9 protein-coding genes and 1 tRNA gene are annotated in these 13813 nt (G+C 43.5%); 7 read left to right on the top strand and 3 right to left on the bottom strand.

The features are described from left to right. The first annotated feature begins 77 nt into the window (after positions 1-77). Positions 78-4637 (top strand): glutamate synthase large subunit, encoded by a 4560-nt coding sequence (gltB, locus tag QA442_RS12605; RefSeq protein WP_095431632.1) that lies wholly within the window; start codon positions 78-80, stop codon positions 4635-4637. Between the two features lie 16 nt (positions 4638-4653). Continuing rightward, positions 4654-6135, top strand: a complete 1482-nt coding sequence (gene gltD, locus QA442_RS12610) for a glutamate synthase small subunit (protein ID WP_014664176.1) — start codon at positions 4654-4656, stop codon at positions 6133-6135. Between the two features lie 59 nt (positions 6136-6194). Here gltD and QA442_RS12615 read toward each other — a convergent pair whose 3' ends face one another. Further along, positions 6195-7184 (bottom strand): zinc-binding dehydrogenase, encoded by a 990-nt coding sequence (locus QA442_RS12615; protein WP_095431633.1) that lies wholly within the window; start codon positions 7182-7184, stop codon positions 6195-6197. A gap of 128 nt (positions 7185-7312) precedes the next feature. Between QA442_RS12615 and yofA the strand changes: the two genes are divergently transcribed. After that, the gene (gene yofA / locus QA442_RS12620) at positions 7313-8170 is read left to right on the top strand and encodes a LysR family transcriptional regulator YofA (RefSeq protein ID WP_095431634.1); all 858 of its coding nucleotides are present in this window, start codon (positions 7313-7315) and stop codon (positions 8168-8170) included. Between the two features lie 126 nt (positions 8171-8296). Here the strand turns inward: yofA and ggt are convergent, their stop codons facing one another. Further along, on the bottom strand, positions 8297-10060 hold the full coding sequence (gene ggt, locus QA442_RS12625; RefSeq protein WP_095431635.1) for a gamma-glutamyltransferase: 1764 nt from the start codon (positions 10058-10060) through the stop codon (positions 8297-8299). Between the two features lie 184 nt (positions 10061-10244). Between ggt and QA442_RS12630 the strand changes: the two genes are divergently transcribed. The 3 genes from QA442_RS12630 to QA442_RS12640 all read left to right on the top strand — a co-directional run bounded on the left by QA442_RS12630 (position 10245) and on the right by QA442_RS12640 (position 11461). Beyond that, positions 10245-10475, top strand: a complete 231-nt coding sequence (locus QA442_RS12630; RefSeq protein WP_003231472.1) for an excisionase family DNA-binding protein — start codon at positions 10245-10247, stop codon at positions 10473-10475. Positions 10476-10790: 315 nt separating this feature from the next. Further along, positions 10791-11336, top strand: coding sequence for a site-specific integrase (locus QA442_RS12635; protein WP_014664172.1), 546 nt, complete (start codon positions 10791-10793; stop codon positions 11334-11336). Between the two features lie 52 nt (positions 11337-11388). Continuing rightward, positions 11389-11461: transfer RNA gene (locus QA442_RS12640), tRNA-Arg, on the top strand. An 89-nt stretch (positions 11462-11550) separates the two neighbouring features. Here QA442_RS12640 and iseA read toward each other — a convergent pair. Further along, the gene (iseA, locus tag QA442_RS12645; protein WP_095431636.1) at positions 11551-12096 is read right to left on the bottom strand and encodes a DL-endopeptidase inhibitor IseA; all 546 of its coding nucleotides are present in this window, start codon (positions 12094-12096) and stop codon (positions 11551-11553) included. Positions 12097-12380: 284 nt separating this feature from the next. Here iseA and QA442_RS12650 point away from each other — a divergent pair, with 284 nt between their 5' ends. Then, complete coding sequence (locus QA442_RS12650; protein ID WP_014664169.1) at positions 12381-13772, top strand: MATE family efflux transporter; 1392 nt, start codon at positions 12381-12383, stop codon at positions 13770-13772. Positions 13773-13813: the final 41 nt, after the last annotated feature.

The following is a 13813-nucleotide window of genomic DNA, read 5'->3' on the forward strand; positions in this document are numbered from 1 at the left end:
TTGAAAACCTACAATGATTATAGAGTTGTTAGATTTTATGACCGGTATTATCGGAAATTGATCGGGGGAGAGGAATTATGACGTACAATCAAATGCCAAAAGCTCAAGGTCTCTACCGTCCTGAATTTGAACATGATGCATGCGGAATCGGCCTATACGCACACTTAAAGGGCAAGCAGACTCATGACATTGTCAAACAAGGACTTAAGATGCTTTGCCAGCTGGACCACAGAGGAGGGCAAGGCAGTGATCCGGATACAGGAGACGGAGCCGGCTTACTGGTTCAAATCCCTGATGCTTTCTTTAGAAAAGAGTGCAAAGACATCAATCTGCCGGAAAAAGAACGTTATGGGGTAGGAATGGTCTTTTTCTCACAGAAAGAAGATGAAAGAAAAAAAATTGAAAAGCAAATCAATGCACTGATCGAACAAGAAGGCCAAGTCGTTCTTGGATGGAGAACTGTACCTGTAAATGTCGGAAAAATCGGAACAGTGGCACAAAAAAGCTGTCCGTTTGTCCGTCAGGTATTTATCGGCGCAAGCTCTGACCTAAAGGACAATTTATCTTTTGAACGAAAGTTGTATGTCATTCGTAAACAGGCTGAAAACTGGGGTGTAACGGAAGGTTTTGATTTTTATTTTGCCAGTCTTTCAAGCCAGACCATTGTTTACAAAGGCCTTTTAACACCTGAACAGGTTGATGCGTTTTATTCTGATTTGCAAGATGAAGCATTCGTTTCAGCTTTTGCGCTTGTTCATTCACGCTTCAGCACCAACACATTCCCTACCTGGGAAAGAGCGCATCCTAACCGCTATTTGGTTCACAACGGTGAAATTAACACCCTTCGCGGAAATATCAATTGGATGAGAGCACGTGAGCAGCAATTTGTATCTGAAAGCTTCGGTGAGGACTTAAATAAGATTTTGCCGATTCTCAATGCTGATGGCAGTGACTCTTCCATTTTAGATAACGCATTTGAGTTTTTTGTGATGGCTGGACGCAAACTGGCACATACAGCAATGATGCTCATTCCTGAACCTTGGACGGAAAATACGCATATGTCTAAGGAAAAAAGAGCGTTCTACGAGTACCATAGCTCTCTGATGGAGCCTTGGGACGGACCGACAGCCATTTCATTTACTGATGGAAAACAAATCGGCGCAATCCTTGACCGGAATGGTCTCCGTCCGGCCCGTTATTATGTCACAAAAGATGATTATATTATTTTCTCATCTGAAGTAGGCGTTATTGACGTTGAACAGGAGAACGTTTTATATAAAAACCGTCTTGAGCCTGGGAAAATGCTTTTAATTGACCTGGAAGAAGGCCGGATTATCTCCGATGAAGAAGTCAAAACACAAATTGCAACTGAATACCCGTACCAAAAATGGCTAGAAGAAGAGCTTGTCCAAGTGAATCCTGATCCGGAATCAAGAGAGGAAGAACAATTTACTGATCTTCTAACTCGCCAGAAGGCATTCGGATACACATATGAGGATATCCAAAAATATCTCATTCCTGTTATTAAAGAAGGCAAAGACCCCCTTGGTTCAATGGGGAATGACGCGCCGCTTGCTGTACTTTCCGATCGCGCGCAATCACTGTTTAACTACTTTAAGCAGCTGTTTGCACAAGTAACGAACCCGCCAATCGACGCGATTCGTGAGCAGCTTGTCACTTCAACGATGACATGGCTCGGTGCGGAAGGCGATCTTCTTCACCCAAGTGAACGAAACGTTCGCCGGATTAAACTGTATACACCTGTTTTATCCAATGAACAGTTTTACGCATTGAAAACGATTGTTCATCCTGATTTAAAAAGCCAAAAAATCGATGTGCTGTTTTCAGAGGATCTTGAACGCGGATTAAAGGACATGTTCACACAGGCAGAGAAAGCCATCAGTCAAGGTGTAAGCCTGTTAATTTTATCAGACAAAAAGATGAATGAGAGCTTGACACCAATTCCGCCGCTTCTGGCAGTAAGCGCGCTGCATCAGCACTTAATCCGCAAAGGGCTGCGTACGAAAATCAGCATTATTGTGGAGTCGGGAGAAGCACGTGAAGTGCATCACTTTGCAGCATTAATCGGTTATGGCGCAGATGCGATTAACCCTTATCTCGCTTATGCGACCTACAAGCAGGAAATTGATGAAGGCCGTTTGGATATCAGCTATGAAGAAGCGGTCAGCAAATATGGGAAAAGCATTACTGAAGGTGTTGTAAAAGTCATGTCCAAAATGGGGATTTCAACCGTACAAAGCTACAGAGGCGCCCAAATTTTTGAAGCGGTAGGAATCAGCCGTGATGTGATCGACCGCTATTTCACAGGTACTGCATCACAGCTCGGAGGCATCGATATACAAACAATTGCAGAAGAGGCGCAGCGCCGTCACCGGGAAGCGTATCAGGATGATTACAGCAAAACGCTTGAACCGGGAAGTGACTTCCAATGGAGAAATGGCGGAGAGCATCATGCGTTTAACCCGAAAACAATTCATACCTTGCAATGGGCTTGCCGCAGAAATGATTACACTCTGTTTAAACAATATACAAAAGCGGCAGATGAAGAACGCATCGGATTTTTGCGGAACTTGTTCGCCTTTGACGGAAACCGCAAGTCTTTGAAGCTGGAAGAGGTTGAATCCGCTGAATCGATTGTCAAACGCTTTAAAACGGGTGCGATGTCATTTGGGTCCTTGAGTAAGGAAGCACACGAAGCTTTAGCCATCGCAATGAACCGTCTTGGGGGAAAAAGCAACAGCGGTGAAGGCGGAGAAGATCCAAAACGTTTTGTTCCAGATGTGAACGGCGATGATAGAAGAAGTGCGATCAAACAAATTGCATCGGGACGTTTCGGTGTCAAAAGCCATTACCTTGTTAATGCTGATGAGCTGCAGATTAAAATGGCTCAAGGCGCTAAGCCGGGTGAAGGCGGTCAGCTGCCTGGAAACAAAGTATATCCATGGGTTGCCGATGTCCGAGGGTCAACACCAGGTGTCGGTTTAATCTCACCTCCTCCTCACCATGACATTTATTCAATTGAGGATTTAGCCCAGCTGATCCACGACTTGAAAAATGCCAATCGTGATGCAAGAATCAGCGTAAAGCTGGTGTCAAAAGCAGGCGTAGGCACAATTGCTGCAGGTGTGGCCAAAGCGACTGCAGATGTCATTGTGATCAGCGGCTACGATGGAGGTACAGGTGCTTCTCCGAAAACCAGTATTAAACATACAGGGCTACCATGGGAACTTGGTCTTGCAGAAGCACATCAAACATTAATGCTTAACGGCCTTCGTGACCGTGTTGTATTAGAAACGGATGGAAAGCTCATGACGGGCCGCGACGTTGTGATGGCTGCCTTGCTCGGTGCAGAAGAATTTGGTTTCGCAACGGCTCCGTTAGTTGTACTCGGCTGTGTCATGATGCGTGCCTGCCATTTGGATACATGCCCTGTCGGTGTAGCAACACAAAACCCAGAGCTTCGCAAAAAGTTCATGGGGGATCCCGACCATATTGTGAACTATATGCTGTTCATTGCTGAAGAAGTTCGTGAGTACATGGCCGCGTTAGGCTTCAAGACATTTGATGAAATGATCGGCCGTACCGATGTACTTCATGTAAGTGAACGGGCGAAGGGGCACTGGAAAGCAAGCCAGCTAGATTTGTCTACACTTCTTTATCAGCCTGAAGGCGTACGGACGTTCCAATCACCGCAAAATCATAAAATTGATCAATCGCTTGATATCACAACGATTCTCCCGGCTGTACAAGAAGCCATCGAATCTGGAAAAGAAGCTGATGTATCGATTGAAATCAATAATACAAATCGTGTAGCCGGAACGATAACCGGCAGTGAAATCTCTAAGCGCTACGGAGAAGAAGGGCTTCCTGAAGATACGATCAAGCTGCACTTTACCGGATCTGCCGGCCAAAGCTTTGGAGCTTTCGTTCCTAAAGGAATGACGCTTTATTTGGATGGAGACTCAAATGATTACGTCGGAAAAGGGCTTTCTGGCGGAAAAATCATCGTCAAGTCACCAGAAGAATTCAACTCTGCTTCGGATGACAATGTCATTATCGGCAACGTTGCTTTTTACGGGGCCACAAGCGGAGAAGCATATATTAACGGACGTGCTGGTGAACGCTTTGCCGTTCGGAACAGCGGTGTGAACGTAGTTGTAGAAGGCATCGGCGACCACGGCTGTGAATACATGACTGGCGGCAGCGTTGTCGTTCTCGGTGATGTAGGTAAAAACTTTGCGGCAGGTATGTCCGGCGGGATCGCTTATGTATTGGCTGAAGATGCCAAAGCCTTTAAACGCAAATGCAACCTTGAGATGATTTTATTTGAATCATTAGAGGATGAGAAAGAAATCGAGCAAATCAAAGCAATGCTTAAAAGACATGCTGCGTATACAAACAGCCAAAAAGCACAAGATCTGCTTGCTCAATGGGAAGACAGCGTGAAAAAATTCGTTAAAGTCATTCCGAAAAACTATAAACAAATGCTTGCGAGCATCGAAGAGCAAAAAGCTGCAGGTTTATCAGAAGAAGAAGCCATCATGTTCGCTTTTGAGGCCAACACGAAGCCAAAGCAGAATACAGCAGCTGGACAAAAACAAGCGGTAGTACAGTAAGGAAGGGGAGAGGAACATGGGGAAACCAACTGGATTTATGGAGATCAAACGAGAAAAACCTGCTGAGCGGGACCCTCTCACTCGCTTAAAGGATTGGAAAGAATATTCCGCTCCTTTTTCAGAAGAAGCATCGAAACGGCAGGGGGCGCGGTGTATGGATTGCGGTACACCGTTTTGCCAGATCGGTGCGGACATTAACGGATTTACATCCGGCTGTCCGATTTACAACTTAATTCCTGAATGGAATGATCTTGTCTACCGGGGCAGATGGAAAGAAGCGTTGGAACGTCTGTTGAAAACAAACAACTTTCCTGAATTCACAGGGCGGGTATGTCCTGCCCCTTGTGAAGGATCATGCACTTTAGCGATTTCAGACCCGGCTGTTTCAATTAAAAATATCGAGCGAACCATTATCGACAAAGGGTTTGAGAACGGCTGGATTCAACCTAGAATTCCTAAAAAACGAACAGGCAAAAAAGTGGCCATCGTCGGGTCAGGCCCAGCCGGACTGGCGAGTGCTGACCAACTGAATCAAGCGGGGCATTCCGTCACTGTTTTTGAACGAGCAGACAGAGCGGGCGGTCTTTTAACATACGGCATTCCAAACATGAAGCTTGAGAAGGGCATTGTAGAACGCCGAATTAAATTACTGACGCAAGAAGGAATTGATTTTGTCACGAACACAGAAATCGGTGTTGACATTACAGCGGATGAGCTAAAGGAGCAATTTGATGCTGTGATCCTGTGCACAGGCGCTCAAAAGCAGCGAGACCTCTTAATTGAAGGGCGCGACTCAAAAGGAGTCCATTACGCGATGGATTACCTGACGCTCGCAACGAAAAGCTATTTAGATTCTAATTTTAAAGACAAGCAATTCATTGATGCCAAAGGGAAAGATGTCATCGTAATCGGAGGCGGAGATACAGGAGCTGACTGTGTGGCTACTGCTCTGCGGCAAAAAGCCAAAAGCGTGCATCAATTCGGCAAACACCCAAAACTTCCGCCAGCCCGCACGAATGACAATATGTGGCCTGAACAGCCGCACGTCTTTACGCTTGAATATGCGTATGAAGAAGCGGAAGCAAAATTCGGAAGAGATCCGAGGGAATACTCCATTCAAACGAAAAAAATGGTCGCGGATAAAAACGGCCAGCTGAAGGAGCTCCATACCATCCAAATGGAAAAAGTGAAAAATGAGCATGGAAAATACGAGTTCCGCGAGCTGCCTGGAACTGAAAAAGTATGGCCTGCTCAGCTTGTCTTTATCGCTATCGGCTTTGAAGGCACAGAACAGCCGCTGTTGAAACAGTTCGGTGTGGATTCTGTAAACAACAAAATCAGTGCAGCATATGGGGATTATCAAACAAATATCGATGGCGTATTCGCCGCAGGGGATGCAAGAAGAGGCCAAAGCTTAATCGTATGGGCGATTAATGAAGGCCGTGAAGTAGCGCGTGAAGTAGATCGGTATTTGATGGGGAGTTCAGTTCTTCCGTAAATAAAGGGGATTATCATATAAAAAAAGAAACCGGTCTGGTTGCCAGCCGGTTTCTTTTTTTATTCCATTACGATCCCAATGTTTCCAAACTGCCTGCCTTCCTGCATTCTTTTATATGCATCACATGCTTTTTCTAAAGGATAGGTGCGGTCGATTACAGGTCTCAGCTTATGTTTTTCAATGAAAGTGAGCATATCGTGAAATTCCTCACCGCTTCCCATCGAGGTTCCCAAAACATTGATCTGCGGAAAGAATAGAGAACGCACCGGAAAACTGAGGTCGTCCCCTGAGCTTGCCCCAAAGCTGACAATGCGGCCATTCGGCTTTACATGACGGAAGTATTCCGAAAAGAGGGCAGAGCCTATGCTGTCAAGAACAACATCAGCCTTTTTTCCCTGCATCTGTTCATCCCAATTGCTGTAACTGTCAAATGCGTAATCAGCACCTAATTGCAGCGCCCTTTTTCTTTTCTCCTCACTGCGGGAGGTCACGCTTACTGTTGCCCCAATCGCCTTCGCCATCAATAAAGCGTAGGTTGCAACTCCGCTGCCGATGCCGGGTATCAATAGATGCTCGTCTTTTTTCAATTGTCCCTTCGTAAACAGGGCCCGATATGCAGTTAAAGCGGATAAAGGTAAAACGCCCGCTTCTTCCCAAGATAAATAAGGAGGTTTTTTGATTGCATTTTGTGAAGGAATGATCACATATTCAGCAAGTGTTCCGTCAGAAGGACCTCCCAGAATCTCAGGTACAGGCGGAACATTCTCTGTTAATTCCCAGTTTAATGTCGGGAAAATGATGACTTCTGTTTCAATAGTAACATTTTTCACGCCTTCACCAATCTCTTCAATGAGACCGGCGCCGTCAGAACCGAGTATTACGTGAGGATCTTGTTCAGATTTGTTTTTCATGAGAAACAGGTCACGATGATTCAGACCCGCGGATTTTAATTTTACCTTTACCTCTCCATATCCAGGCTTTTTCGCAGGGACGTTTTGAAATGATAATCCCTGCAGTCCGGTTGTTCCATTGTGAATTACAGCTTTCATGTTGTCTTCCTCCTCATTGAATTGTATTTTCATATCTTTACATATTTTACTTAGCCGTTTTCTTCGAGTAAAATGAACAAATATGATAGCCGATATCACTTTTAATCATAGCAAGAAGGTGAGAGCCCGTGGAAAGCGGAGATTTAAAGATTTTTCAGGCTGTGGCCCGTGAAGGAAGCATAACGAAAGCAGCACAAATGCTGAATTATGTTCAATCGAATGTGACAGCCAGAATACATAACCTTGAGGAAAATTTGAATATCAGGCTTTTTCATCGAACGAATCGCGGGATGAAGCTGACTGCTGCGGGAGAAAATCTTTTGCAATATGCTGATCAAGTATTATTGCTGTTAGACCAAGCTGAAAAATCGGCACAGATGAGCCGGCATCCGAAAGGGCCTTTGCGGATCAGCTCACTAGAAACGACGGCGGTAACGCATCTGCCCGAACATGCAGCCTCCTTCCTCAGACGTTTTCCTGATGTGGATTTATCGGTGAACACTGCTAATACACATCATCTGATTCAACAGGTTCTTGATCATAAAGTTGATGGCGCTTTTGTATATGGACCGGTTGAGCACACTGCTGTCAGACAAATCCATGTTTCCCATGATGAATTAGTTTTGATTTCATCACGAGAAGGGTCGGCCGAGGATATGCTTCAACAGCCGATGCTCTTTTTTGGAGCAGGCTGTTCTCATCGTGACAGGGTCAAAAGATTACTGGAGGAAGCAGGCATACCCAACCAAAAAATCATAGAGTTTGGCACATTGGAGGCGATTATAAAAGGAGTTTCCGCCGGAATGGGTACGGCGCTGCTCCCAAGGTCCGCTATTGACTGCTCCGAGCATCGTATGAATGTATGGGTTCATCAGCTGCCGGCGGCATATCAAGACGTAGAGATCGTATTTATATACAGGAAAGACTTTTTTATTACGAGTGCGTTCCAGACATTTCTTGATGAGATACACGAAATGAAAAGATGAAGATAGACGTGTTAGATTTCTTGTCTGATACACTGCATTGGCAGAATAAAACAGTTTATCAGTTTTTATTTTAAAGATGGGCATAAAAAAACTGTACTCATTTGAAGAGAGTACAGTTTTTTCTTTTTATTTGCGTTTTAAATTAATGCCGATCGCTGCGCCATTTCTGCTTGAATCAGCTACGCCTTTAAAGGTGCCGTTTTCATGGTCGATCGATATGCTTTGCACGTTTCCGATTTCCACCGGACTTGTGCCAAATTTGTGGCCCATGCCGTTCAGCTTGCTGAGGACATCTTTAGGAACTCCGTCTTCGTAACGGTAAGAGCTCATGCTGTTTGTGTAAATTCTCGGCTCTTCAACAGCCGCTTTTAATTCCATACCATATTCTATATGGTAGAGAATGGTTTGCAAAACGGATGAAATAATTGTGGCCCCGCCAGGAGATCCAACAGTGAGGACAGGCTTGTCATCCTTAAATAAAATCGTCGGGGTCATGCTGCTTAAAGGCCGTTTGTTTGGCTGTACTTCGTTAGCTCCGCCTGGTACCGCATCAAAATCCGTTAATTCATTGTTTAAAATAACACCGTAATCAGGGACCATAATACCCGTTCCGAATAGCTGTTCAATTGTTGTTGTATAGGAAACAACATTTCCCCATCGATCAGCAACTGTAAAATGGGTTGTTTGGCCTTCTACTTTATCTTTCGGCTGTTCGACTTGTTTATAGTTTGCTGATCCTTCTTGGTATTTCCAAGGATCACCGGCTTTCGGTTTTTTATTCACTTGATCTAGGTTGATTAATTGCTGGCGTTCTTTAATATAATCGGGGTGAAGCAGGCCTTTGAGAGGAACATTTACAAATTCGGGATCACCAGCGTATGACGCACGGTCGGCATAAGACAAATGCATCGTTTCGGCAAGCAGCTGATATTTCTCCCATGAGCGGACATCGTATTGTGAAAGGTTAAAATCATCAAGTATTTTCAGCATTTGCAATAAGAAAATACCACCGGAGCTTGGAGGAGGAGTAGTGGCGATTTGATAGCCTTGATAGTCTCCCCAAATCGGTTCATCAATTGTAATGTCGTAATTTTCTAAATCTTCTTTCGTCATTGACCCGCCAAAATCCTGGACAGTGTCAGAAAGCGCCTTGGCGAATTTTCCTTTATAAAAAGCGTCAGTGCCTTTGGAGCGAATCAGTTTAAACGTTTTGGCCAAATCTTTTTGAATAAGGGTATCGCCTTCTTTCAGCGGCTCGCCATTTGGCAAAAATACATCTTTTGCTGCTGTCTGTGACAGTTTTTCCTGGTAATTAGAAATGGCATCTGCCAACACTGAATCAATCGGGAAGCCTTTGTCAGCGAGTTTAATAGAAGGGGTAATTAATTGCTTCATTGAACGGGTTCCCCATTTATCCAAGGCTTCTTCCAGCCCTTTCAGCGTGCCTGGAACACCAACGGCAGTACCTTTTGTCACACGTTCAGAGAAAGGAATGGCTTTGCCGTTTTCATCCAAAAACATGTCAGGGGTTGCGCCTGCTGGAGCACGCTCACGGCTGTCGATTATCGTTGTATCCTTCGTTTTTCCGTCATACACCATCATAAAACCGCCGCCGCCAATGCCTGACATCATCGGCTCCGTTACATTGAGTGCGAATTGAATAGCGACCGCTGCATCAATGGCATTTCCTCCTTTTTTCAGCACATCAGCACCAATTTCTGAAGCGAGAGGATGTGCGGTCGCAACCATGCCGTCTTTTCCGACATCTACTTGTTTGTACTCATCGTAGCTTTTGGGCGGTTTTTTAGCTTCCGCTTGAAAAGGGACACTTCCAGCGACTAACAGAACACTAAGCAGAGCTGTTAAACAGACGTTCCACGTTCTTTTCATGTTCTCCCTCCTATATGAAGCTGTATTGTTACAATCTTAGCGTAAAAAAATTACAGCGTTTTCACAAGTGACAAATGGTATATTATCTAGTACATAAAGCCGTTTTTCTGTGTAAAATTGATTATATTGATATGAGCCATGTGCTATATTAGAATCAGCATACGGATGAAGAAGGGACTGCTATATGTATTTAACGATTGAAGAAACAGCAGAATATACAAATCTTTCAGAGGATTATATTAAAAGCTTGGTGCTCGAAGGAAAAATCAGGGCCGTTCATGACGGGGAGCAATTTTTGATTTATAAGGAGCAGTTCAAAACGCATCTCGAACAGCTGGAGAATTACAAAGCACTTGTGCAGGAAATATTAAATGAACCAATCCCGGAAGATATTGATGTAAAGGATGAAGATTAGGACGCAATTTGAAATTGTGTCTTTTTTTGTATGTTTTTGCAGAAACGCTGAAAAATCAGGAACGTCAGATTTCGTTTTAAGAGGCTTTTTGATCATAACTAGGGGGATAAGTATCTGAGAGATTAAAAGCTTTATAAGAGGATCTAAAGGCCATTTAAAAGGAAGGAGGTTTACAGAAGCTTACTCACACGCTTATGTAACACTATGTATATTATGTTACATAAATACCGTCACGCTTTGACATTCAAGGTTTTTCAGGTATAATAGTAACATAAGCCTCAAAACGTTACATAACGGTTTTTAAGGAGTTTTTTGATGCATATTGTACAGCCGATTCGCAGTCTAGAGAAAATCCAAGAAGTCAAACAGTATTTGCTTAACAAAAACAAGCGGGATTATTTTCTGTTTATTTTCGGCATCAACAGCGCGCTCCGCATTTCTGATATTCTGCCGCTGCAAGTGAAGGACGTTAAACATAAAGATCATTTATGGGCGACTGAAAGCAAAACAAAAAAGAAAAGAAAGATTCTTATTTTAGAGTCACTGAAACAGGAAATATACGAGTATACGAAAGATATGAAGGAAAATGAATATCTTTTTAAATCTGTGCGGACCAGAAAGCCGATTTCCCGCATTCAGGCCTACAGAATTTTAAGAGAGGCAGCTGCGGCGTGTGGACTTGAGGAGATAGGGACACATACACTCCGGAAAACGTTTGGCTATCATTTTTATCAGCGGACAAAAGACATCGCCGAGCTGCAGAGAATACTGAATCATTCATCACCCTCAATTACAATGCGGTATATCGGTATTGATGAAGATACGACAAGAGCCGCGTATAAGGTTTTTGGAGGGCTTTAATACAAATCGCTTGAAAATATTGATTATCAGAGCTACTATATAAATACCAAAAGCTCTAGTAGCACAGCGGATAGTGCAGCAGTTTCCTAAACTGCAGGTCGGGAGTTCGAATCTCTCCTAGAGCGTTATATTCACAGAAAGACAACAGACACTTTTCGCCTGTTGTCTTTTTTTATGACAAATAAAAAACGCCCGCTTATGCAGGGCGTTTTTCTTATATAACTGCGTCAAATTGATTAACTTTCCACTTTTTATTTTCTTTCACATATGTCACTTTCCGTTTTGCAGAAGGGGATCCGTCTAATGTAGGAACGGTAAATTCGTAAGTGATTGTGCCGCCTTTTTTAGAGAACAGTTTAGCGGTTGCTTTTTTCCAATTTAAAAGGTTGTCTCCGTCACCGATTGGAACAGCGAGTTTTCCTTTTGAAACAGTGAAATGATAATCTTTAAAGCCTTTTTCGATTGCTGTTTTTGTAAAAATAGGAGTTAGGTAATTCACCGCTTTTGCTTTAGTGCCTAGATCACTGCACATGTATACATATTGAAGATTTTGATACTCAAATGTGCCTGATGGGCAAACTGCTTTTTTCACCTTTGGATTGTGGCCGCTCATTGTATTCCAAAAATGTTCTCTTGCGGATAACGCCAGCTGCAGTGCTTGTTTTTGTGATAAATCGCCTGATGTATTTTTCGCAAATGCATTTGTGCTTAATGACAGAATAAGTGCAACGGTTGTTAGAAATAGAAGACATTTTTTCATTATCGCTCTCTCCTTCAAAATCTCTTTCTCTTATGTTACAAATGTTACAATAATTACGGTCAGATTACAATAGTTTTGCATAAATTATTTTTTATTCTTTTACTCGCAAAAAATACGCCATTACATGCTAGCTTATTCTTCATAAGCTAAAAAGATGTGTAAAATGAGAAGAATCGGGAAGGGTTTCATATATACAGTGATGAATAATAACATGTTACATCTCCTGTTTTTGTCAAAAAATGAGGGCATGTTCAAAACGAATTCAAATAAAGGAGTCCTTCAATATGGAAACATCACAAGAACCTCATGTAACTCAAGAGAAAAGCAAACCATCAGTCTGGCGGTCTATGTCACTCTTTTTGGTGCCTCTTCTGCTGAGCAATGTGCTGCAATCAGTCGGCCAGCTTGTCGGGATGATGGCTGTAGGCAGATGGCTCGGTGTTGACGCAGTGGCAGCTGTATCATCCTTTTTCCCGTTATTTTTTCTTTTAATCTCATTTACGATTGGGATTGGTTCAGGAAGCTCGATTCTGATCGGACAAGCCTATGGGGCGAAAAACGAAGAACGGCTAAAGGCTGTTGTCGGGACGACGCTCACGTTTACATTTTTATTAGGCGTTGTGTTAGCCGTCATCGGCAGTATATTCACCCTGGATATCCTTCGTTTAATGGGCACGCCTGAAAATGTCATTCATGTCAGCGCTAACTATGCACGTATTTTATTTTACGCTATGCCGTTTATGTTTTTATATTTTGCATATACTACCTTTTTGCGGGGAACAGGAGATTCCAAGACACCGTTTTATACACTGATTGTGAGTACGGTTATCAACATCTCCCTTTTGCCTGTCTTAATCCTTGGCATGTTTGGTCTTCCGAAACTGGGCATATACGGCTCGGCATATGCAACGGTCATTTCCACGATTGCGACTTTTCTCGTGTTAATGGTGTATTTACGAAAACGAAAACACCCGCTGCAATTTGATAAAACAGTGCGGCGTTATTTGAAAATGGATAAGGAGCTGCTGGCTCTCCTGCTGCGTCTTGGGATTCCAGCAAGCATCAATATGATTCTTGTCTCATTATCAGAGATAGCGGTTATTTCATTCGTCAATCATTACGGCTCTAATGCAACAGCTGCATACGGAGTGGTCAACCAGGTGGCCAGCTATGTACAGATGCCAGCCGTCAGCCTTGGTATCGCGGTTTCTATTTTCGCTGCACAATCGATTGGCGCGAACGAATTTGACCGCTTAAAGCAGGTCATTCGCGTGGGAATTTGGCTGAATTATATCATTGGCGGCGTACTGATCATTTTGATCTATGTTTTTTCACACCAGATTTTAGCGTTATTTTTAACCGAGCAAGAGACGCTTTACATTGCGCACCGTCTATTGATGATTACATTGTGGAGCTATTTGCTGTTTGGAAACGCCCAAATCATTTCTGCAACGATGCGGGCAAGCGGAACAGTTTTATGGCCGACCGTTATCAGTATATTTTCGATCTGGGGAGTTGAGGTGCCTGTCGCCTTCGTCCTTTCTCACTACACAAAGCTTGAAATACTCGGCGTCTGGGTTGGCTATCCGGCTGCGTTTGCCGTCAGCCTGCTGTTGATTTATGGGTATTATCAATTCGTGTGGAAAAAGAAACAGATCACACGTCTCATCCAATAGTCTCCCGAATCACACCGTTCATGAGTTTGAACGGTGTTTTT

Origin of the sequence: Bacillus stercoris (assembly GCF_029772985.1) — a bacterium.
GTDB classification, from domain to species: domain Bacteria; phylum Bacillota; class Bacilli; order Bacillales; family Bacillaceae; genus Bacillus; species Bacillus stercoris.